The 22,014-nt window shown below is 71.4% G+C and carries 19 protein-coding genes, 1 tRNA gene and 1 pseudogene; 9 read left to right on the top strand and 12 right to left on the bottom strand.

Annotation, left to right across the window (positions count from 1 at the left end):
- Positions 1–229: 229 nt before the first annotated feature.
- Positions 230–1,342: a methyltransferase gene (locus IPJ59_RS04735; RefSeq protein WP_293249778.1), complete on the top strand. Its 1,113-nt coding sequence runs from the start codon at positions 230–232 to the stop codon at positions 1,340–1,342.
- Positions 1,343–1,453: 111 nt separating this feature from the next.
- Here IPJ59_RS04735 and IPJ59_RS04730 read toward each other — a convergent pair whose 3' ends face one another.
- Both IPJ59_RS04730 and IPJ59_RS04725 read right to left on the bottom strand, forming a co-directional pair.
- On the bottom strand, positions 1,454–4,597 hold the full coding sequence (locus IPJ59_RS04730) for a serine/threonine-protein kinase (RefSeq protein WP_293269935.1): 3,144 nt from the start codon (positions 4,595–4,597) through the stop codon (positions 1,454–1,456).
- Positions 4,598–4,709: 112 nt separating this feature from the next.
- Positions 4,710–5,168, bottom strand: coding sequence for a hypothetical protein (locus IPJ59_RS04725; protein ID WP_293269933.1), 459 nt, complete (start codon positions 5,166–5,168; stop codon positions 4,710–4,712).
- 235 nt (positions 5,169–5,403) lie between these two features.
- Between IPJ59_RS04725 and hemF the strand changes: the two are divergent.
- The 6 genes and pseudogenes from hemF to IPJ59_RS04695 form a co-directional block, all read left to right on the top strand.
- Positions 5,404–6,189 (top strand): annotated as a pseudogene (gene hemF, locus IPJ59_RS04720) (oxygen-dependent coproporphyrinogen oxidase); the annotation flags it as partial.
- 90 nt (positions 6,190–6,279) lie between these two features.
- A complete protein-coding gene (locus tag IPJ59_RS04715; RefSeq protein ID WP_293269931.1) occupies positions 6,280–8,493 on the top strand; it encodes a TonB-dependent receptor in 2,214 nt (737 codons plus the stop codon).
- A 3-nt stretch (positions 8,494–8,496) separates the two neighbouring features.
- Positions 8,497–9,456 (top strand): PstS family phosphate ABC transporter substrate-binding protein, encoded by a 960-nt coding sequence (locus IPJ59_RS04710; protein ID WP_293249793.1) that lies wholly within the window; start codon positions 8,497–8,499, stop codon positions 9,454–9,456.
- The gene (locus IPJ59_RS04705; RefSeq protein ID WP_293269930.1) at positions 9,453–10,844 is read left to right on the top strand and encodes a sensor histidine kinase; all 1,392 of its coding nucleotides are present in this window, start codon (positions 9,453–9,455) and stop codon (positions 10,842–10,844) included. Before IPJ59_RS04710 ends, IPJ59_RS04705 begins: the two co-directional genes overlap by 4 nt.
- Positions 10,845–10,856: 12 nt before the next feature.
- Positions 10,857–11,525 carry a response regulator gene (locus tag IPJ59_RS04700; RefSeq protein ID WP_293249799.1) on the top strand — a complete coding sequence of 223 codons (669 nt, stop codon included), beginning with the start codon at positions 10,857–10,859 and terminating at the stop codon, positions 11,523–11,525.
- 153 nt (positions 11,526–11,678) lie between these two features.
- Positions 11,679–13,013: a hypothetical protein gene (locus IPJ59_RS04695; protein ID WP_293249802.1), complete on the top strand. Its 1,335-nt coding sequence runs from the start codon at positions 11,679–11,681 to the stop codon at positions 13,011–13,013.
- Positions 13,014–13,099: 86 nt separating this feature from the next.
- Here the strand turns inward: IPJ59_RS04695 and IPJ59_RS04690 are convergent.
- The 8 genes from IPJ59_RS04690 to IPJ59_RS04655 all read right to left on the bottom strand — a co-directional run bounded on the left by IPJ59_RS04690 (position 13,100) and on the right by IPJ59_RS04655 (position 17,665).
- A tRNA-Val gene (locus tag IPJ59_RS04690) sits at positions 13,100–13,171 on the bottom strand.
- A gap of 25 nt (positions 13,172–13,196) precedes the next feature.
- Entirely contained in the window at positions 13,197–13,787 is a 591-nt protein-coding gene (gene folK / locus IPJ59_RS04685; RefSeq protein WP_293269929.1) for a 2-amino-4-hydroxy-6-hydroxymethyldihydropteridine diphosphokinase, read from the bottom strand.
- A 125-nt stretch (positions 13,788–13,912) separates the two neighbouring features.
- Entirely contained in the window at positions 13,913–14,755 is an 843-nt protein-coding gene (locus tag IPJ59_RS04680) for a hypothetical protein (protein WP_293249808.1), read from the bottom strand.
- Positions 14,756–14,762: 7 nt separating this feature from the next.
- Complete coding sequence (cyaY, locus tag IPJ59_RS04675) at positions 14,763–15,083, bottom strand: iron donor protein CyaY (RefSeq protein WP_293249811.1); 321 nt, start codon at positions 15,081–15,083, stop codon at positions 14,763–14,765.
- A gap of 34 nt (positions 15,084–15,117) precedes the next feature.
- Positions 15,118–15,330, bottom strand: a complete 213-nt coding sequence (locus IPJ59_RS04670; RefSeq protein WP_293269928.1) for a hypothetical protein — start codon at positions 15,328–15,330, stop codon at positions 15,118–15,120.
- A gap of 175 nt (positions 15,331–15,505) precedes the next feature.
- Positions 15,506–16,240 (bottom strand): hypothetical protein, encoded by a 735-nt coding sequence (locus IPJ59_RS04665; protein ID WP_293249817.1) that lies wholly within the window; start codon positions 16,238–16,240, stop codon positions 15,506–15,508.
- Between the two features lie 43 nt (positions 16,241–16,283).
- Positions 16,284–16,724: a protoporphyrinogen oxidase HemJ gene (gene hemJ, locus IPJ59_RS04660; RefSeq protein WP_293249820.1), complete on the bottom strand. Its 441-nt coding sequence runs from the start codon at positions 16,722–16,724 to the stop codon at positions 16,284–16,286.
- Between the two features lie 224 nt (positions 16,725–16,948).
- Positions 16,949–17,665 (bottom strand): 7-carboxy-7-deazaguanine synthase QueE, encoded by a 717-nt coding sequence (locus tag IPJ59_RS04655; RefSeq protein WP_293269927.1) that lies wholly within the window; start codon positions 17,663–17,665, stop codon positions 16,949–16,951.
- A gap of 59 nt (positions 17,666–17,724) precedes the next feature.
- Here IPJ59_RS04655 and asnS point away from each other — a divergent pair, with 59 nt between their 5' ends.
- Positions 17,725–19,116, top strand: a complete 1,392-nt coding sequence (gene asnS / locus IPJ59_RS04650; protein ID WP_293249826.1) for an asparagine--tRNA ligase — start codon at positions 17,725–17,727, stop codon at positions 19,114–19,116.
- A 311-nt stretch (positions 19,117–19,427) separates the two neighbouring features.
- Positions 19,428–19,880 carry a hypothetical protein gene (locus IPJ59_RS04645; protein WP_293249829.1) on the top strand — a complete coding sequence of 151 codons (453 nt, stop codon included), beginning with the start codon at positions 19,428–19,430 and terminating at the stop codon, positions 19,878–19,880.
- Positions 19,881–20,054: 174 nt separating this feature from the next.
- Here IPJ59_RS04645 and IPJ59_RS04640 read toward each other — a convergent pair whose 3' ends face one another.
- Together IPJ59_RS04640 and IPJ59_RS04635 are read right to left on the bottom strand one after the other, a co-directional pair.
- On the bottom strand, positions 20,055–21,302 hold the full coding sequence (locus IPJ59_RS04640; protein WP_293249832.1) for a hypothetical protein: 1,248 nt from the start codon (positions 21,300–21,302) through the stop codon (positions 20,055–20,057).
- A gap of 24 nt (positions 21,303–21,326) precedes the next feature.
- A complete protein-coding gene (locus tag IPJ59_RS04635; protein WP_293249834.1) occupies positions 21,327–21,968 on the bottom strand; it encodes a hypothetical protein in 642 nt (213 codons plus the stop codon).
- Positions 21,969–22,014 lie beyond the last annotated feature (46 nt).

The following is a 22,014-nucleotide window of genomic DNA, read 5'->3' as shown; positions in this document are numbered from 1 at the left end:
CTCGGCGCGACTCACACGGGAGCTGCGCTGCCAGGCACGGAGCTACGGCGCGACAAGGACGACGCAGCTCCACCGGTCGCCGCGGATCGCCCTGGGTGTCAACGCCACGCCAGGGCCATTCACGACGATCGCTGGCAGCTTTAACACGCCATCGATCTCCGGTCCACCGGAAATCCGGCGCGGGGGGACCGACGCTGATCCTCGCCCTGTGGTATCTCCCGGCGCACAAATGTCCGCCGAAGGCCTCCAGGACAGCGCTGCGGACCCCGGCGTCCGCCTCCTCGCCGCCGCGGTCCGCGACCTCGACCCCCACGACCTCCTGCTCGTCCACTCCGGCCCGCTCCCGGGCCTGCGCCCGGGGGCCACCCGCCTCATCCTCGACGTCCGCGAACGCGAAGACGCCGCCGGTACCACCTGCGTCCCCGCCTCACGCGGCCCGGCGCTGCCGCGCGACGACTTCGCGGCCGCCGTCGTGTGGCCCCGCGCCCACCTCGGCAAGGACTTCAGCGAGGTCTGCCTCGCGCTCGGGGCCGCCGCGCTGCGCCCCGGCGGCCGCCTCTACTGCGCTGTGCGCAAGGCCAAGGGCGGCCCCTCGCTGGCCCGCGCGATGACCGAGCTGTGCGGCGTCGTCGAGGTCCAGGAGCGCGACTCCGGCTACTTCCTCTACGTGTCCGAAAAGACAGCCTCGTACTCCGCCGAAGCGGCGCGGGCCCGCCTCACCCGCGAGTACGAGATCGCCGACCCGCTGCTCGGGCCAGTCCCGCTGCTCGCCGCGCCCGGCGTGTTCTGCCGCAAGCACCTCGACGACGGCACCCGCGCGTTGCTTGCCGAGCTCGAGGCCCTGGATGTCCTCGGGGACAGGTCGCCGCGCCAGATCCTCGACCTCGGCGCCGGCATCGGCCCGCTCGGCCTGTGGGCAACCCGCCGCTGGCCCGACGCCCGCCTCGTCGCCGTCGAGAGCAACTACCTCGCCGCCGCCCTCGTCGCCGAGAACGCCGCCCGCCTCGGCTGCGGCCCTCGCGTCGAGGTCCTCGTCGCCGACGGCCTGCCCGCCAGCGGGCCCGGCACGGGCACCGGCAGCGCCCGCGGTCGCGTCGACCTCGCCCTCGTCAACCCGCCCACCCACGCCGAGCCCGAGGCCTTCGCCCGCCTCGTCGCCCCGCTGCGCCACTGGCTGCGCCCCGGCGCCCCGGCCTGGTTCGTGGTCAACCGCGCCGGCCGCCTCGCCCAGGTCCTCGCCCACACCGGCGCCGAGCTCGACCTCCGCGAGGTCCCCGGCTTCACCCTGGTCCGCGCCACCTGGCCGCAAGGACATGCCAACATGTCCGAAAAGCCAGCCTGATCCCAGGGCCGCAATCTGTCCCTGCGGACAGTCCGCGACACGTCCCTTCAGACAGCCACCATAACCTGTCTCTTCAGACAGTCACCGCAACCTGTCCCTGCGGACAGCCGATCACCGCCCGTGTCGCGTCAGCCAGCGGTCGACCTCGGCCCGCTCCGCGCCGCCGGTCGGCCACGCCGCCTGCGCCTCGCGGGCCAGCGCCGCCGCCCGCGTGCGGTCACCGCCCGCGGCCACCAGCGCCCGCGCCAGCGCGAACGCGGCCGGCGCCCGCGCCTCGCCCGTCAGCAGCCCAACCGCCCGCTCGGCCGGCGGCACCGCCTCCCCCTCGCGACCGCTGCGCAGCAGCAGCTCCGTCAGCCCGAGCAGCGGGTCCGCCAGGTCCGCGTGCTTCGCCCCGAGCGCCGCCTCGAGGTCCGCGAGGCTGCGCCGGAGCTCCGGCTCGGCCGCCACAACTTGCCCCTGCTCGACCATCAGCGACCCGATGTTCGCGCGCAGCAGGGCGACCTCTGGATGCCCGGGGCCGAGCGCCTTCTCGCGGATCTCCCGCGCCCGCACGAGCTCCTTCAGCGCCTCGTCGCGGCGCCCGAGCTGCTGCAAGATCGCCCCGATGTTCTGGTGCATCGACGCCGCGTTGACGTGCTCCGCCCCGAGGCTCGCCTCGGTCACGCGCAGCGCCCGACCGAGGTAGTCGAGCGCCTCCGGCAGCTGGCCCTTCGCGCGCGCCACCAGCCCGAGGTTGGCCAGCACGAACACCGTCTCCGGGTGCCCGGGGCTCAGCGTCTTCTCCTGGATCGCCAGCGCCCGCTGCAGGTGCACGAGCGCCCCGTCCTCGTCGCCGTGGATGTGGAGCACCGCCCCGAGGTTCGTGTGTGACAGCGCCACCGCCGGCGCCTCGGGCCCGAGGTTCTTCTCCTGGATCGCCAGCTCGCGGCGAAAATAACCCTCGCTCTCTCCGGGCCGGCCCAGGCTCTCCGCCACGATCCCCAGGTTGTTGAGCGACTCGGCCACCTGCAGGTGCTCCGGCCCGAACACCCGCTCGCGCAGTTGCAGCGCCCGCAGGTGCTGGACCAGCGCGTCCTCATAGCGTCCCTCCGCCTGCAAGATCGCCCCGAGGTTGTCGGTCGCCGCCGCGACCAGCGGGTGCTCCGGTCCCAGCGCCGCCTCGCCGATCGCCAGCGCCCGCCGGATGTGCTCGCCCGCCGCCGCGTACTTGCCCTGCTTCTCGAGCGACCCGCCGAGTTGGTTCAACACCACGATCAGCGAGCTGTCCTCCGCGCCGACCACCGCCGCGCGCAGCCCCAGCGCCCGCGCCGTCTCGGCCTCCGCGCGCGCGTAGTCCCCCTCGCGGATCGCCATGCCACCTGTCTTGAAGGCCAGGTCCGCCTGCGCCAGCGGATCGGCGCTGCCCGCCGCCTCGGCGCTCGCCACCTCGCGCCACAGCGCCCCCGCCTCGAAGTGTGCCAGCGCGGCCCCTGTCACTCCCACCAGCATCGTCGCCGCCGCTGCCGCCTGCTCGCCGTCGCCGGCGCTGCGCGCCTCGACATAGGCCCGCCGCAGCGCCGCCTCGGCCTCCGCGTAGCGACCCTCCCCGCTGCGCAGCTCCCCGCGCAGACGCAGCGCCGACGCCAACAGCGGTCCGTACGCGAGCCGCTCCGCCTGCGTCACCGCGGCGTCGACGATCTCCTCGGCGCCGCCAAAACGACCCGCCAGCGCCAGCGCGTGCGCCAGCGACAGCTGCTCGCGGGTCCGTTCGACCTGCGCCGCCGCCCCCGGGTCGTCCGGCGGCCGCACCCGCGCCTGCAAGTACGCCGCGTCGGCGCAGGGCTCGAGCCGCGGCAGCCCGGCCACCGCCTGCACCGCCCGCTCCACCACCTCCGCGTCGGCCGCGACCAGCACCCCCGCCAGCGCCCGCAGGGCCGCGCGTCGCTCGTCGAGGCAGGCCATCCGGCGATCGAGGAGCTCCTGCGACTGCTCGCGCCGCAGCGCCGTCGCCTCGCACGCCTGTGTGTGTGCCACCGTCCACGCCGCCGCGTACTCATCGAGCCCCGCGATCGCGTGCCCTGCTGCCGTCGGTGCGTAGCTCAGGTCGGTCGCGGCGAACGCCGCCGCCACCTCGCGCGCGCGCTCCGGGCTCCACACCTTCGTCAGCTGGGCCGCCGCCCCGCTGCACACCGTCGCCGCCTGCTCGCGCGCCCGCAGCCCCACGACCACGCTACCGAGCACCAGCGCCGCCCCGCCGACGCGCAGCGCCAGGCGCCGTCGCTGCCGCGCGGGATCTCGAGCGAGCGCCGTGAGCAGCGCCTGCATGTCGGGCCAGCGCCGCGCCGGGTCGACGTGCAGCCCGCGGACCACCACCTCGTGCAACCAGCCCGGCACCGGCCGATGCTGTCTCGGCACCTGAATCTTGGCGCGGGTGACCGCCGCCATCAGCTCCGCCAGCGTCTGTCCGCCGAAGGGTCGCGCCCCGTAGAGCCCCTCGAACAGGCTCACGCAGAAGCTGAACTGGTCGCTGCGCGCGTCGATCGCCGCCCGCACATACTGCTCCGGCGACATATACGCCGGGGTCCCGATCAGCGAGCCCGCCTGCGTCAGCTGGGCCGCCAGTGAGCTGCTCAGCCGCATCTCCGTGCCCGAGATCTCCGCGGGCGGCATCGTCGGCAGATCACGGCTCGCGCGCGCCAGCCCGAAGTCCAGCACCCGCGCCCGCCCGTCGTCGCCGACGATCACGTTCTCGGGCTTGAAGTCGCGGTGCACGATGTCCGCCGCGTGCGCGGCCGCCAGCCCGCGCCCCGCCTGACGGTACATCTCCACCACCGCCCGCCACTCACGCGGCTCGGCCGCCAACCATTGCGTCAGCGTCTTGCCCTCCACGAACTCCATCGCGACGAACACCTGGTCGCCGAGCTTGCCCACCTCGTACACGGCCGCCACGTTCGGGTGAGACACGTGCGCCATCGCCTGCGCCTCGCGTAGCAGGCGGGCGTGCCCGAGGCTCCCCGCGTCCTTGCTCGGCTTGTCCTGCAGCAGCTTGATCGCCACCTTGCGGTCGAGCTGGTCGTCGTAGGCCAGATACACGACCCCCATCCCCCCGGCCCCGAGCTGGCGCACCGCCGTGAAGCGGCCGATGCGAAACGGCCCCGTCATCGCCGCGGGCGTCGCGTGCGGTGGTTTGCCGTCCGCCGCCAGCGTCTGGTCGGTCGGCACGATCTCCCCCGGCAGCGTCTTCTCCCCGGAGCTGGCGCTGAAGGGTTCCATCGGCCGCGGCGCCCATCATCGCAAAATTCTCCGCCTCGCCCCGTCGGCGAATTGCCGCCACATCGTGCAGATCCGCGCCACCAGCGACCTCAGCGACAGCCCCACGCAGGGCTCAGCGCAGCAGCCCGCCGATGCGCCGACCCGTGCGCGCCCGCTGCCAGTCGGCGCGCAGCGCCCCGAGCCCGAGCGCATAGATCAGCCACAGCACCAGCCCGATCGCGAAGCCCGTCAGCGTCGAGCCGACGATCGGGGCCTCCGCCTGCACCTGCTGCAGCTCGCTCGTCGCCTGCTGCCAGTTCATCACGATGAAGCCCAGCAGCAGCGTCAGCAGCAGCGCCCGCGCCACCGCCAGACCCGACACCCGCTGCTGATGCCCGAGCCCGGAGTGGTTCGGCTCGAGCAGCTGCATCAACAGCCGTAACCACGACGACAGCATCGGCAGCAGCAGCGCCCCCGCGAGCCCGCCGAGGCCCGCGACCGCCTGCCGCAGCCGCTCGGTCGACATCGGCGCATCGACCACCTGGGCGAGCGAGGCGACCGCGAGCAGCGTCTGCGGAGACTCCGACAACATGCCGGCAACCTTAGCGCAGATCCGCCACCCGGTGGCCCAGGGCCCCCGCTACACTCGCGCCGCATGAGCAGCCCCAGCGAGCCAACCGTCAGGCCGACCCTCACGCCGACCCAGCAGCGCGCCGCCACCATCGCCCGTGAGCTCCAGTCGGTGATCTGCGCCGGCCTCGAGGTCCCTCGAGCAAGAGCAGGGCAGCGACGCCCGCTTCCTCGCCGACGAGTGGACCCGCCCCGCCGGCGGCGGCGGCCTCACCCAGATCCTCCGCGGCCAGGTCATCGAGAAGGGCGGCGTGGCCACCTCGGTCGTGTTCGGCGAGCTCACGCCGGCCTTCGCCGCCCAGCTCCCCGGCACCGGGACCAGCTTCTTCGCCACCGGCGTCTCGCTCGTGCTCCACCCGAGCAACCCCTACGTGCCCACCGTGCACGCCAACTTCCGCTACATCGAGCACGGCGAGCGCCGCTGGGTCGGCGGCGGGGCCGACCTCACGCCCTACTACTTCTTCCCCGAGGACAAGCAGCACTTCCACGGCGTGTGGCAGCGCCACTGCGAGGCCCACCCCGGCGTCGGCGATCACGAGCGCTTCCGCGAATGGTGCGAGCGCTACTTCTATCTCAAGCACCGCGGCGAGCACCGCGGCGTCGGCGGGATCTTCTTCGACAACCTCGTCATCGATCCCACCCAGCCAGGCCACGAGGAGCGGCTCCTCGCGTTCATCCGCGACGGCGGCCTGCGCTTCCTCGACGCCTACGTCCCGATCGTCCGCCGCCGCGTCGGCACCAGCTTCGGCCCCGCCCAGCGCCGCTGGCAGGAGCTCCGCCGCGGCCGCTACGTCGAGTTCAACCTCCTCTACGACCGCGGCACCGTGTTCGGCCTCAAGACCGGCGGTCGCACCGAGTCGATCCTCATGTCGCTTCCACCCCACGTGCAATGGGGCTACTGCGAGGAGCCGGAGATCGGCACGCCAGAGCACGAATTGCTCGTCGAACTCCGCCGCCCGGTGGTCGAAGGCGAACCCGCCTGACCACACAGGAGCCCAACGCCACCGAAGTGTCGAGTAGCAGGTAGATCCACCCTAATTCCCCCGCCAGTCAGCCGCGACAATGCGGCTCCCGTGTCCCGTAGCATCGCTCGAGTGGTCTGCCTCGCCGTCCTGGCCTGGCTCGGACCTGTCCTCGAGGCCAGCTCTGCGCCGCCCGCCCCGCGACCCGCCCGCGCCCGCCGGACCGCCCGCACCGTTGTCCCCCACGACCTGCGCGTCAAGCCCGAGCACAGCACCCGCGCCGCCAGCGTCGTCACCCGCCGCGACCTCGAGGAGCGCCTGCCTCGCTCCGCCCCCGACGCCCTCCGCTTCGAGCCCGGCGTCTACGTCCAGCAGACCGCCCACGGCCAGGGCTCCCCCTACGTCCGCGGCCTCACCGGCCAGCAGACGATCATGATGTTCGACGGCATCCGCCTCAACAACAGCACCTTCCGCCAGGGCCCGAACCAGTACTTCTTCACCATCGACTCGCGCACCGTGCAAAAGCTCGAGGTCCTGCGCGGCAGCGCCTCCACCCGCTACGGCTCCGATGCCATGGGCGGCGCCCTCCTGGCCACACCGATCGACCCCTCCATGCAGCTCGGCGCCCGCAAGTGGCAGGTCCACCCCCGCGGCATGTGGCGCTCCGCCACCGCCGACGGCGAGCTCGGCGGCCGCGCCCAGCTCGACCTCTCCTACAAGGACAAGCTCGGCTTCTTCGGCGGCGTCGGCTACCGCGACGTCAGCCTCCTCCGCGCCGGCGGCCACATCTACTCCCTCGCCGACGGCCGCGAGGTCAAGACCCCCCTGTTCGCCGCCGACGGCGTCACCCAGAAGGGCACCGGCTTCAAGGAGCTCACCGCCGACGCCCGCCTGGTCTGGCAGGCCCACAACAAGCTCCGCGTCACCTTCGCCTACTACGACTACCGCCAGTCCGACGCCCCCCGTACCGACCGCTGCCCGCCCGCCACCGCCCCGCAGACCGAGTGCCTCACCTACGACGAGCAGTACCGGACCCTCGTCTACACCGCCCTCGACCTGCGCGACGGCCCCGCCTTCGCCGAGCGCCTGCGCTTCACCGTCAACTATCAGAACCAGCACGAGCGCCGCCGCTACGACCGCGGCGCCGACTCGACCTACCGCATCATCGGCCGCGACGAGGTCTACACCGGCGGCACCGGCCTCAACGTGCGCACCAAAGAGTGGGGCCCCGCCGGCAAGCTGCGCTTCTCCCTCAACTACGGCCTCGACCTCTACCACGACACGATCGTCAGCAAGGCGTGGAACCTCTACCTGCCGCCGGTCAACATCCTCAGCGAGGGCAGCCGCGGGCAGTATCTCAACGGCGGCAAGTACCTCAGCTCGGGCCTGTGGACCGAGGGCACCTTCAAGATCTTCGATCGCCTCGAGCTGCGCATCGGCGGGCGCGGGGCCTTCGTCACCGCCAACGCCCCCGGCGACCCGAAGACCCTCTCGGCCGGCGTCGACAAGCGCTGGGCCACCGCCGTCGCCGGCGGCGGCGCGGCCCTTCGCCTCGTCGACGGCGTCAAGTGGATCGTCAACCTCGACCAGGGCTTCCGCGCGCCCAACCTCGACGACCTCACCAGCCGCCAGCAGACCGGCGCCGGCTACCAGGGCGAGAACCCCAACCTCGGCCCCGAGAAGTCGCTCGCCCTCGAGTCCGGCATCCGCGTCGAGCGGCGCGTCTTCGAGTTGGCGCTGTTCGGCTACCGCACCGCGATCGACGGCCTCATCGCCCGCGCCCCGCTCGACAAGGCCAACTGCCCGCCCGGCTTCGAGACCGGCTGTGCCGGCTCGACCGCCACCTACGTCCTGCAGAACCTCGCCGGTCGCTCCTTCATCCGCGGCTTCGACGGCGCCCTCCGCCTGTTCCTCCCCGCCGGCGTCGGCATGCGCGCCACGATCGCCTACGCCTGGGGCGACGGCCCCAACGCCGTCCCCGGCGCCACCCCCTCGCGCGTCCCCCTCTCGCGCGTCCCCCCGCTCAACGGCACCTTCGAGGTCTCCTGGCGCGCCCCGGCCACCGGCTTCTACGCCGCCACCGCCCTACGCTGGGCTCGCAAGCAGGACCGCCTCGCGATCTCCGACGTCGACGACCAGCGCATCCCCTACGGCGGCACCCCCGGCTTCGCCGTCGTCGACCTCCGCGCCGGCTACCGCTGGCAGCCCCACGTGCTCGTCGCCGCCGTCCTCGAGAACCTCGCCAACGCCGCCTACCGCTATCATGGCTCGAGCATCAACGGCCCCGGCCGCGGCCTCAACCTCCTGCTCGAGTTCGGCTTCTAGACCGTGTCCCCCGAGATCGACCCCGAAGACGTCGAGTCCCCCGCCTCGCTGGCCGCCCTGTGGATCGGCGTGGCCGTGATCCTCGCGGCGGCCGTCGGCGTCGCCGGCTTCCTCCTCGTCGACCTCATCGGCACCACCCGCGAGCCCTTCACCAGCGGCGAGGTCCCGCGCGACTCCCTGCTCTACCTCCGCTCCACCACCCGCCCCCCCGAGGTCGTCCACCTCGCCGGCTCCGGCAGCAACCTCCCGCTCACCCGCGCCCTCGCCGAGGCCTTCCAGGCCACCCACCCCGGTCGCCATGTCGTCGTCTTCGACAGCATCGGCTCCACCGGAGGCGTCCACGCCGCCTACGACGACGTCGTCGACTTCGGCCTCGTCTCCCGCCCCCTCCGCGACAGCGAGCTCGCCCTCGATCTCCTCCGCGTCCCCTACGCCCGCGTCCCCGTCGTCGTCGCCGTCAACCTCGGCGTCCCCGAAGACTCCATCTCCCTCGCAGAGCTCCTCGACCTCTACGCCGGCCGCCGCTCCCGCTGGTCCGACGGCACACCGATCGTCGTCATCCAGCGCGAACCAGGCGACTCCAGCCACCAGGCCGTCGAGGCCGTCCTCCCCGAGTTCGCCGCCATCAACCAGACCGCCTATCGCGACGCCCGCTGGCGCGTCGTCGACAGCGACCAGGCCATGCAGGAGGCCCTCAGCATCACCGCCGGCGCCGTCGGCCTGTTCGACCTCGGCGCCATCGTCCTCCAGCGCCTCCCCGTCAAGCCGCTCCGCATCGACGACATCGCCCCCTCCGAGGCCAGCGTCCAGTCGCGCCGCTACCCCTTCTCCAAGGACCTCGCCCTCGTCAGCGTCGAGCCCCCCGTCGGCGCCCCCGCCGAGTTCCTCCGCTTCATCGACGGCGAGCAGGCCCGCAGCCTCATGCGAGCGAGCGGCTACATCCCGCTCCCGGAGGACCAGTGAGCCGCGCCACCGGTCCTTCGGGACATGTCCGAAAGGACAGTGTCGACCTGCGCCGCTACCTGAGCGCGCGCATGCTCCCGCTGGTCGTCCTGCTCGCCGTCCTGGTCTCGCTCTCGGCCCCGCTGGCCTACTTCGTGCTGACCGTCCGGACCCTGCGGACCCGGGCCGAGGCCACCGCCGTGCAGGTCGCCTCCGCGATCAGCCGCGAGATCCAGGATCGCCCGGTGTTGTGGCGCTACGACGCTTACAAGCTGCTCGCCCACATCCGCGCCTTCACCGAGGAGACCAGCATCGCCCGCATCGAGATCGTCGACCGCAGCGGCGTGCGCGTGCCCCTCGACGACCAACCGCTCGGCCGCAGGACCGGCGCAGAGCCCCTGATGTGGGAGTCGGCCCCGATCGAGATCAATGAGCAGGTCGTCGGTCACGCCTGGACCGGCGTCGTCCTCGACGAGGCCCGCGCCGGCGCCCTCCTGCTCCTGATCCCCTTCGGCGCTCTCGGCCTCGGCCTCGCCTCGCTGATCTACTTCATCCCCGGTCGCGCCATGGCCCGCGCCACCCGGCGCATCGACCAGAGCCAGGCCGCGCTCGCCCGCTTCAACCAGACCCTCGAGCAGCAGGTCGCCGAGCGCTCCTCCCAGCTGAGCGCCGCTTACACCCAGCTGCAGGCCAAGGAGGAGCGCCTGCGCGAGCTGTCCTCGCGGGCGCTGCTGCTGCAGGAGGCCGAGCGACGGGTCATCGCCCGCGAGCTGCACGACTCCGCCGGCCAGGCGCTCACGGCGATCCGCATCAACCTGCAGATCATCGCCCAGCTCGCCGAGGCCGGCGCCCGCGGCTCCGAGAAGGTCGCCGGCCTCGCCGCCCGCACCCTCACGATCGCCGACGCCACGCTCGAGGAGATCCGCCGCGCGGTGAGCATGCTCGGGCCGGCGATCCTCGACGATGTCGGCCTCGTCGCCGCGATCCAGCGCCTGTGCGACGACCTCGGCGAGCGCGCCGACACGATCATCGACTGCGAGCTCGATGCCCCGCCCGCCTCCGGCCTCAGCCCCGCCCTCGAGAGCGCCTGCTACCGCGTCATCCAGGAGGCCCTCACCAACGTCGCCCGCCACGCTCGCGCCACCCGCGTCGTCGTCCGCCTCGCCCTCGCCCCGCGAAAGATCCACCTCGAGGTCCACGACAACGGCCGCGGCTTCGACCCGAGCCCGACGAGGCCCGCCGGCTCGGTGGGCGGACGCGGCCTCGTCGGCATGCGCGAGCGGGTGGAACTACTCGGCGGCACGCTCCGCATCGACAGCGCTCCGGACATGGGTACGCACGTCATCGTCGACCTGCCGCAGGTCACGCTCAGCGAAGATGGCGACGACACCGCCGTCGTCGTCGCGTGATACATTGTCCGTGTGACGACCCGCGCACCGATCCGCGTAGTGCTCGCCGAGGACCACACCATCGTCCGCGAGGGCCTGCGCGCCCTCCTGGACGTGCGCGACGACATCACCGTCGTCGCCGAGGTCGCCGACGGTCGGGCCGCCGTCGAGGCCGTCAACCAGCACCGCCCGGACGTCGTCGTGATGGACCTCGGCATGCCCGAGCTCAACGGCGTCGACGCGACCCGCCAGATCCGCAAGGACTTCCCCGCGACTCAGGTCCTGATCCTCTCGATGCACGCCGGCGAGGAGTACGTCCGCCCGGCGATCCGCGCCGGCGCCAGCGGCTATCTGCTCAAGGGTTCGGGCCTCTCCGACCTCGTCTCCGCAATCCAGGCCGTCGCCCGCGGCGACGCCTTCTTCAGCCCCGCGATCGCCAAGATCGTCCTGTTCGAGTCGCGTCGCGGCGAGCGTCCCGCGAGGGACCCGACCCCCGGTGATGCCCTCACCAACCGCGAGCGAGAGATCTTGCAGCTCGTCGCCGAGGGCAAGTCGAGCCCGGAGATCGCCAAGCAGCTGCAGCTCAGCGTGAAGACCGTCGAGGGCCACCGCGGCCGCATCATGGCCAAGCTCGACGTCCACCACGTCGCCGGCCTCGTCCGTCACGCGATCCGCATCGGCCTCGTCTCCGCCGACACCTGATCTCGAGCACGCAGATTAGGTAGATCCACCTCAACGTTGTCGCGCTCACGCGAGCACCGTACAGGTGGATTTGCCTGGCACTCGACCCGGGGAAGTGCCGTCGTCGCCCGCCCTGGACTGCTCTACCGTCGCATGCCTCGACAGGTGGATTGCATGACAACGACACGCTGGACTATCCCATTTTCGCTGCTCCTGATCGCCTCCGCTTGCAAGGAGGGCGACCCGAGCGTCACCGACACCGACCCAGGTACGGGCAGCACATCGTCACCCGGCACCACGGGCGACGCGACGACGGACACGCCGACGACGGACACGCCGACGACGGACACGCCGACGACGGAGAACCCGACCACCGCGACCACCGGAGATCCCACGGACACGACCACCGCGACCACCGGAGATCCCACGGGTGACCCCTGCGAGGCCCTGCAGATCTCACCGATCGACGAGGGCGCTTGCGAGGCCCTCGCCAGCGACTATCAGCCGCGCGTCAACATGTCGAAGGACGACACCTGGGCCCCCTGCGTGGTCGACAACGGCGTGTACAAGCAGGTCGACGTCAAGGTCCCCGGCTCTGTCGCCCGCGTCGTCCAGTACGAGACCGCCGCGGACCTGCTGTGGCGCGACGGCGTCGTCCCGAGCGAGGCGGACTTCACCGCCGCGCGCGACGCGTACATCACCCCCGAGGGCCTCGAGTCCCGCCTCGTCCGCCGCGAAGATCTGCACTACCCCGCGATCCCCATGGCCGAGTGGGACCCGCAGGTCGAGTCCGACAAGCAGTGCACCGTCGAGGCGCTGTGGAAAAAGTACCCCGAGCGCTGCGTCGGCCCCTCCACCATGCAGCCCCTCATCGACGCCGCCTTCGCGGCCGGCCAGACCGGCGACGGCGACGCCCAGGTCCACGCTGCCACCATCCACGCTGTCCTCGACTGGTTCCTCTACCTCTCCGTCTACAAGGAGGCCGAGACCTGCGCCTCCGTCAAGGCCGCCGACTGCGACTCCGCCTGGGCCTATTACACCGGCGGTCAGAGCATCGACAAGGGCATCGGCATCGCCAGCGACCTGCGCGTCGCCAGCAAGAACACCCACGAGCGCATCCACGACGGCATCCTCGCGGTCCGCTGCTGGCGCGACCACGAGCAGATGAACGGCATGTACCCGCTGCTGCCGATGGTCGACGCCGAGGGCCAGGCCGAGTTTGGCCTGGGCTGGGAGCAGCTCGACCAGGCCCTCCACCGCGGCTTCGCCCTGCTGGTCCGCAACCAGCTCGTCACCTACCTCGAGGGCAGCTGCGGCAAGAACGACGCCTACCTGCCGGCCGTGTGGCAGTACCTCAAGATCGCCGGCCCGGTCCTCCAGCGCGAGGCCGATGAGCGCGACGCCGGCAACGCCAAGGCCCTCGCGGACCTGTGGGCCGCCACCGACCCCACCGTCGAGGAGCTCGAGGCCGGCCTCGCCGCCCTCGACACCATCTTCCCCTGCCCCTGAGGCCATGTCCTCCGGGACATGTCACAAGAGACAGAAGGCGGAGAGGTCGGGCGCGCGCCCGGCCTCTCTCGTGGCACCGACTGTTGTAGGCGGAACAGGGATCGAACCTGCGACCCGCGCCTTGTAAGGGCGCTGCTCTACCACTGAGCTATCCGCCCGTCCGTCCGACGGAAGGCCGGGAAGCTAACACAGATGCTCGGCGACCTGCGCCACGATCGTTCGATCGGCGGCGTTCAGGGCGGCCAGCAGCTCGGCCACGCTGGCCCCACCGCGCGGCCGCAGCCCGGGCGCCAGCGCAGCCAGGGGCGCCAGCACGAAGTCCCGCCGCTCGAGCTCCGCATGCGGCAAACGCAGCCCCGGCGTGTCCAGCAGTAGCCCCTGCAGCCCGATTGGCAGCCCGCTCGGCAGCCCGATTGGCAGCCACATCAGGATGTCGAGGTCCAGCGTCCGCGCCTCCCAGCGCGTCCGCCGGGTCCGCCCGTGGAGCAGCTCGAGCCCCTGCAAGGCCGACAGCAGCGCCGCCGGCTCGACCACCGTGCGCAGCTCCACCACCGCGTTCATGTACTCCGCCGTCGACGGCCCCAGCGGTCGCGTCTCATAGACCGGCGAGCTGCGCACCAGCACCGTCCCCGGCACGACACCGTCCCGCAGCTGTCGCGCCGCCCCCTGCAAGGTCGCCAGCCGGTCGCCGAGGTTGCTCCCCAGCCCCACGTACACCGTCGCCGCCGCGACCCCGGCACCCGTCAGCGACGACCTCCGCGGCTCGGCGTACATGCACGCGAGGGCTAGCCCGTTCCCTCGCAGCGCGCAACCGGCCAGACCGTGCGCAGGCGCTCGACTCCACCACAGCTCAGGCCCGGCATCGTCGCGCGGCGAACCCAGAGTGGGTGTCGTTGCGCTCAGGTCGGGCCCGACATCGCCGCGCCCGTGCTCGGCACCAGCGCAGTGTGCTCGTACGGCAGCACGACCTCCACCATCACGCTGCGCTGCAGCCCGACCTGCAGCACCCCCGACCACCGTCGCGCCGTCGGTCGCGTCGCCACCCCGTCCAGCTCCGGCGGCGCCTCGTCCTCCGCCGCGGGCCACAGCGCCGGCCCGGGCAACAGGAAGCGCGCCCGACCCTCGAGGTCCGTCACCGCGTGGCTGCGATACTCCCCGAGCCGCAGCTCGAGCCGCCGCTGACTCGCGGGCAAGCTCGGCTCATCGCAGTCGGCCGCCGGCCCCGGTCGCAGGATCACCGTGTCGGATCTCAACACCCGGTCGCGCGCGCGGACGCTGTCGTAGATGCCGACCCCCAGCGCCCCGGCGCCGAGCCCCGCGAACACCCCGCCGAGCGCGTAGCCGGTCCGCGGCGCCCGCCGCTCGCCCATGTCGGTCGCCTCGGGCACCGCGAACAGGTCGGGCCGCGCGAAGCTGAAGGCCGCCAGCCCCAGCAGCACCGCCGCGACGCCGTACTCCCAGTAGATCGCTCCGTCGGCTCGCCGCGTCTGCCGCTCCTCGCGGACCGCCGCCACCCGCTCGACCACCTGACAGCGCCGATGCTCGATGAGCTCGACCGCCAGCGTGTCCCCCCGCTGCACCCAGCGCGCCTCGAGCTGCCGCTCCACGACCCGCCGCTCGATCGACAGCGGCCGTGCCCCCGCCACCGGCAGCGTGCGCAGCTCGTGACTCACCGAGATCTGGGCGCAGCCCCCGAGCCCGAGGGAAGCGGCGACAGCGAGGCAGCTCCAGCGCGTCGCCATGACCCGACTACACGGCGACCCGTGCTCCCAGCTTGTCGCCGACCACCCGCGCGATCGTCTGCATCAATTCATCACCCGTGCGCCGGGCGATCCACCGCTCGCTCGCCGCGTCGTGGTCGAAGTGCCACGCAGTCGTCCCCGCGGCCATCCAGATCTGCCCTGCTGCGCTGTGCGAGTTGATCACGAAGCGCGCCCCGTCCGCGAAGGTCAGCGTGAGCACGTCGCCCGCGAGCTGGACATCGAGCCGGTCCGCGTCGGCCTCGCCGAGCGCCGTATCGATGTGCGCCAGGGCCTTCGCCGACAGCTTCTGGAACTCTCTGGCGTCCATGGTCTCGCAGCCTTACGCGATCGCCTGCACGCGGTCAATTCGCCGGAGCGGGCCCCGGCACCGGCGAATCAAGCTTCGGCTCGAGCTTGGTCGGTTCGAGCTTGGTCGGCTCGACCTTCGTCATCGGGGCCGGCTTGTTCGCATCGGACACCGTCGGCTCCACCGGCAGCTTGATGCCGAACTGCTTCTCGGCCTGCTCGGGCGTCAGCTCGATGACGTCGATCGTTCGCCCGTCGGGCAGCTGCATCTTGTGACTGGTGGGCAGGGCGGCCTCCTCGGCCTTGCTCAGCGCGCCACTTCTGGTACGCGCCGTAGCCGAAGTACGCGAACAACGGCACGAAGATCAACAGGCGGATGATGAGCCCCCGACGCGACATGCCCCGACTTTGCAGCAGCCGCTCGCCGGCAGCAAGACCCCGCGCTCACGGCACTGAGATGAACGCCACGGTGCGCGATGTCGTCGCCTGGACGCGGCTCTCCGGGTGCAGCACGGCGCTCCCCATCGTCGGCTTCAGGTCGCAGATGTGGTCCCGCGACAGCGTCACGAACGCCTCACAGGCGCCGTCCGGCGGCGCCATCATCTTGTCCAGCTTGACCATCGCCGCGGCGACCACGACCTCGCCATCGTCGGGCTCCTCCAGCTCGAGCGGCGGACCCAGGCAGGCGTCGCCGTCGATCTCGTCGGCCAACTTCACCGAGATCTTCGCGTCAGCCCCCCGCGCTGGCGTCCACGCGATCGCCAGCGCGGCCGCCCGAGACAGCTCGCTCGCCGGCTTTGGCGCCGTGATCTCGAACTCAGGCGCGTCGATCGTCGTCGTGAACTCGCTGACCTCGTCGTCGCTGTGCAGCGCGAAGGTCCGCATCGCCGCGCCGCTGGTCGCGAGCATCGCCTCGTAGATCACCGCCCCGCTCGGCCGCTTGACCCGCGTCATCTCGACCGCGTCGACCCACAGCGCGTCGTGCTCACACAGCTTCACCGGGATCGACTTGCCGCCGAGCTCGCCCCGCCGCAGCTCGACCTCCACGCGCGTCTGCTCGCCGTTGTCCGTCACCTGCGCCGTCAGCAGCACCTCATCGCCGAGGTCGGCGCACGCCTCCGAACCACCGCAGCCGCCCGCCACGAGCGTCCCCATGAGCACCCAACCCGCGCCTCGCATGTGGTCATCGTATCAGGAAGCTCGCGCCCCCGTGTGGGGCGTCTCAACCCCACAGCAGCGGCTTGACGACGGCCATGATGACGATGAGAAACAGCGGCAAGATCGGCACCTCGTTGATCAGTCGACACTGGCGCGAGGTCAAGCGGCACCGGCCCGCCGCCAGGTCCTTGCGCACCTTGCCGGCATAAAAGTGGTACCCGAACAAGATCGCCAGCCCGAGGAGCTTCATCTGGAACCACGGCTGCGCGAGGTAGTGCCCCGACATCTGCGCGAACAACATCAGCCCGAAGGTCGCGGTGAACAGCATCGACGGCCAGCAGATCCCGCGATACAGCCGGCGCTCCATCACCTGCAGCAGCTCCGTCACCTCCGCCTTGCCCTGGTTCTCCACGTGGTACACGTACAGGCGAAAGATGTAGAACAGCCCGGCGAACCAGGTGACGACGCCGATGATGTGCAAGGCCCGCAGCCAGTGGTAGTCCACGCGCCGGAGTCTATGCGCTCACGCAGCCCCGGCGAAAGCCTGGCGTCAGGCCTCCGACCTGTGGCCGAACAGCGCGGTGCAGCCCCCGCGTCGGCGTCAGGTCCCCGACCTGTGGCCGCACAGCGCGGTGCAGCCGCGCCGGCGAAAGCCCCGCCGGCGCCAGGTCCCCGGCCTGTGGCCGCACAGCGCGATGCAGCGGCCTGGCGAAAGCCCCCACGCTGGCGTCAGGTCCCCGGCGTGTGGCCGAACAGCGCGATGTGCAGTCGCTCGCCCAGACGAAAGCCCCGCTCAATGCACGCCGCCACCAGCGTCCGGTAGCTCGCGTGCAGCGCCCCCGCGTCCGTGCACTCCGGCATGACCAGCACGCGGTGCCGCTCGCTCGCCGGCACCGCGAGCTGTCGCAACAGCTGCTCGACCTCGTCCAGGTCGCCCGCCGCCTCCGACGAGCGCACCACGAACTTGAGCTGCCACGCGTGGCGCTGCATCAGCCGCCCCAGCACCTCGAGGTCGAGCCGGGCCCGCTCGTGCCGCTCCGCCAGCTTCGGCGCCCGCAACCACGGCGTGCTGTGCCCCAGCTTCGGGCTCAGCGACAGCAGGTCGCAGTCCAGCTCGTCCAGCCACACCGTCCCGGCCGTCTCGACCGTGACGTGATGCCCCGCCGCTCGCAGCTGCCGCGACAGCGCCGCGACCCCGGGGAACAGCAGCGGCTCGCCCCCCGTGAGGACCACGTGCCGCGGCCCGCGGGCGCAGAACGCCACCAGCTCCGCCAGCTCGACCTGCGCCCCCGCGGGCGCCCACGAGGTCGCCGGCGAATCACACCACGCGCAGCGCAGGTTGCAGCCCGAAACCCGGACGAACGTGCTCGGCACACCCACGAGCCCGCCCTCGCCCTGAAGCGAGACGAAGCGCTCCTGCACCGGCAAATGGGTCGCGGCGACCATGCGCCTGCATACCACGGCATGCGGCGAGCCGGCACCTGTGTGTTACCCTCCCGCCCGTCATGCAACGGCCGCGAGTCAAGATCGTCGATGTCCTCAAGCTCGAGCCCCCGCGCTCCGACCTGCGTGTAAAAGGTTGGCTGCGCACCGTCCGCGACAGCAAGCAGGTCGTCTTCCTCGAGATCAACGACGGCTCGTGTTTCGCCTCGCTCCAGGCCGTCTGCCCCGCGACCCTCGCCGACTTCGAGGCGGTCCGCAAGCTCAGCACCGGCAGCGCCGTCGAGGTCGTCGGCCAGCTCGTCGCCTCGCCCGCGGCCGGCCAGCGGGTCGAGCTGCAGGTCACCGAGCTTATCGTCGTCGGTCTCGCCGACTCGAGCTTCCCGCTGCAGAAGAAGCGCCACGGCTTCGAGTTCCTCCGCGAGATCGCCCACCTGCGCCCGCGCACCAACACCTTCGGCGCCGTCTTCCGGGTCCGCAGCGCGCTCGCCCAGGCTGTCCACCAGTTCTTCGGCGACCGCGGCTTCGTCTACGTGCACACGCCGATCATCACCGCCGCCGACGCCGAGGGCGCGGGCGAGATGTTCCGCGTCAGCACCCTCGATCCCGCCGCGCCCCCGCTCGACCCCGCCGGCAAGGTCGACTATCAGCACGACTTCTTCAGCAAGCCGACCTACCTCACTGTGTCCGGCCAGCTCAACGGCGAGACCTTCGCCATGGGCCTCTCGGACATCTACACCTTCGGCCCAACCTTCCGCGCCGAGAACTCCAACACCAGCCGCCACGCCGCCGAGTTCTGGATGATCGAGCCCGAGATGGCCTGGTGCGACCTCGACGACGACGCCGACCTCGCCGAGGCCTTCGTCAAGCACCTCATGCGCACCGCCCTCGAGCGCTGCGGTGAGGACCTCGCCTTCTTCAACAAGCAGATCGACCCCGGTCTCGTCGCTCGCCTCGAACATGTCCTCTCGGCCAGCTTCGAGCGCATGAGCTACACCGAGGCGGTCCGCCGCCTCGAGCAGAGCGGGCAGAAATTCGAGTTCCCCGTGTTCTGGGGCGCCAACCTCCAGGCCGAACACGAGCGCTACTTGACCGAGACCCTCGTCGGCCGACCCGTGTTCGTCACCGACTACCCGAAGGAGATCAAGGCCTTCTATATGCGCCGCAACGACGACGGCAAGACCGTCGCCGCGATGGACCTGCTGGTGCCGAAAATCGGCGAGCTCATCGGCGGCTCACAGCGCGAGGAGCGGCTCGACGTCCTCACCGATGCCATCGTCCATGGTCACCTCGACCCCGTCGAGTACGCCTGGTACCTCGACACTCGCCGCTTCGGCACGGTCCCCCACGCGGGCTTCGGCCTCGGTTTCGAGCGCCTCGTCATGTACGTCACCGGCATGGAGAACATCCGCGACGTGATCCCCTTTCCCCGCACGCCGCGGCATTGCAGTTTCTAGGGCCAATTGTAATCCAGCTACGTCTGGCTCCATGCTGCGCCCGGGGGCCAGAAGCCACCAAAACTCGTCCAGATGACCTCCAATCGTGGATTTATCAGATTTTAGGAGGAAATTTGCAAAACCCGCTGGCCTCAGTCTGGCGCAAACGCTAGCCTTGAGAACGTGGGCACAAAAAGGCCCTTTTGGCGAGACAGACGAAGGGAATGCAGGCCAAGGAACTAGGCATGAAGGATCTCCCAAGACTGGCGTCCAAAAGCGCCGGCACAGTGCCGCAGTCAACGACGAGCTTGGTCTGAGAAAGGATTACCCCTATGTACCTCCGAAGGAACAAAGTCCGCTGTGGTGAGTCGCGCAGGACCTACCTGTCCATCGCGCACAACGTTTGGTGGTCGGGCGAGGGCAACAAGAAGGCGCAGAGCCGGCCTATCGTGGTCGCCAGCTTCGGCGTCGAGGATCAGGTCGATGTCGATCTGGCCCGCGACCTCGTGGCGGCGGTCGAGCGCTGCGCCCCGAAGTTCCAGGTCCGGCGCGGTGAGGGCAAGGATGCGACGATGCGCATCGCCCAGGAGATCCGCAAGATCGAGCCGTTCCTCAAGGCGCTTGCCAGCCGCAAGCTCGGCCTCGCCGAGCATCTGCCGCCGAACCCGGAGCGCGCGTTGATCCTCGACGCGTTGATCCGCGACAAGCTCAGCGATCCGACCGAGACCTCGGTCGGCACGCGCCCCGAAGCGATCCTCTCGAGCTTGAAGTCGCACTCGGCCTGAGCACTCGACTCGAGTTCGCTCGGCTCCTCGTTGACAAGCTGACCGCAGCATCGGACTGCCGCCCCGCTCGTTGAGCGATCGGGTGGCGGGACCGACCGGGTCTCTGCGGCCCACCGACAACAGGGCGACGCGAAGGTGCGCGACTCACACGAGCCGCGCACCTTTGTCGTCGACTCAGCCCTCGAGCAGCTTGCGCAGGAATGCCGCCGGTAGCGGCGCTTCGGCGCGGCGTGACACGAACACATTGCGCCCGTTGCTGCGCAGCAGCGTGCCCGCGCCGAGGCGTGGGGCCAGCACCTCGAGCGCCTGCACCGTCAGGCCCGCGAGGTCGCGCGCGACCGCCTTCTCCTCGAACTTCGGCCGTGCGAGCGGTTGGTTGCCGAGCAGCACCTCGCTGAGAAACTCGACCCGGACCGCGAAGTCGATCGCCTTACCCTCGAGACGCGCACGCAGCTCGGCCGGCAGGCTCTCGGGCGCGTTGCGCTCGACGTGCTGCACGTGGAAGGGCTGCAACACCGTCGTCTCCGACAATTCGGCCGGCACCGCGACCACGACGCCGTGCTCGTCCTCGGCGAAGTCGAGCTGCTTGGCGACCTGCTGGCTGCGCTGTTGGAGCTCCTGCTGCTCGACGGCACGCTCGGCGGCGCGACGCTTGGCGTCCTCGATGGCGGTGATGCCCGGCGCTTTGGCAGGCGCCGCGGGTGCTGGGCGAGCTGCTGCGGGCGCGGGGCCACGGCTCGGCGGTGGGCCGGACGGCGGCGGGGCGCCGAAGCCCTGGGTCAGACCGCCGCCGCGCGGAGGGGGCGGGGGGGGCGGAGCCGGCTCGTCGTAGCCGTCGTCGCCCTCGAGCTCGGCCTCGGCGGCGTCGGCCGCGGGCTGTCCGACGAGGGTCATGAGCAGGGTCTGATCGTTGCCGCGTGGTTCCATGAGCGACAGCTGGATGCTCGGGCCGCCGGGGAAGGACTCGGCGAGGTCGTCGATCGAGATGCGCATCTGCTCGCACAGGCGCGTGACTGGCCAGTGGGAGCCGGGCTTGCCGGGCGGGACGTCGTCGCGGTTGCTGTCGTCGGCGGCGATGGCCTGGCCGCGCTGGGCGACCAGGAAGCCCTCGCGGGCCTTGCTGCCGGTGCGGGCGTAGTAGACGAAGCACTGGCGCGGGACGATCTGGCTGACGACGAGCGCGAGGTCGAGGTTCTCGCGCCAGAATTCGGCCGGGTCGTCGCCGACGACGGTGCCGTGGATCTGCGCGAGGGCGAGGGGCAGGCTCGGGTGGCGGGCGATCTCGAGGGTGGCGTCGAGGATGTTTCGGACCTTGCCGATCAGCACCTCGGCGATGGCCTGCGCAAGCACAGTTGGGCGGAACATGTCGAGCGGGAACAAGATCCCGCCGTGGCTGAGGGTCGCTGGGGTCGCTGCTGTCATGGAGAAGCTCGCGGGCGGAGCATATTAGCCCGGCCCCAGAACTGCGAGGGAGAACTGCCAGCGCTCTCCGCCGCCTGCGCTGAGAAAGCGCCCGAGCACGACCGTCGAGCCCGAGGGTGCGGTGCACGTGTGGAATTCTTCGGTGCTGATGCCGGTGATCTTGGTCCAACCACCGGCGCAGCTACCGGCGAGGTTCTTCAGCGCGAGTGTCAGCAGGTCGAGGCTCTCGGTGGAAGAGAGCTCGGTGGCGACGAGGCCGACGGTACCATGGCGTCCGAGCTCGAGGGTCAGCGTGTGGCCGATCGGCTCCATCGCGGGCTTGGGAGGGCAGCGTACGGCGTCGGGCGCGAGCACGCCGGGGCTCGCCTCGGGCGGCTCGGCGCACAACCTGGCGACCAGCGTGTCGAGCGGCACAGTGGACACGCCGAGCGACAGGAGCTCGGCCGTGTCCTTCGTGAAGCTGGCGAGGTCGCGCCAGGCGTTGGGGTCGGCCATGTCGCCGGTCTTGCGGTCGTCGCCGCGGTCGTCGCCGCGGCCTGTCGTTGGGCCGTCGCTGCGGACCGCCTGGTTCCACGCGGCGCGTGCGGCCTGGGTCTGGCGCGACGCGCAGCCGGCGGTCAGGCCGAGCCCGACGAGCGCGACGGCCAGGCTGCGTGGGAGCGACATCTGAGCCCGGACGTAGCATCGCCCGCCGCCGAGGGCCAGGGACTGG

It is taken from the genome of Nannocystis sp., assembly GCF_016714285.1.
Classification (GTDB): Bacteria; Myxococcota_A; Polyangia; order Nannocystales; family Nannocystaceae; genus Nannocystis.
Note: the sequence above shows the minus strand (reverse complement) of the source record. Positions and strands in the feature narration are given on the sequence as shown.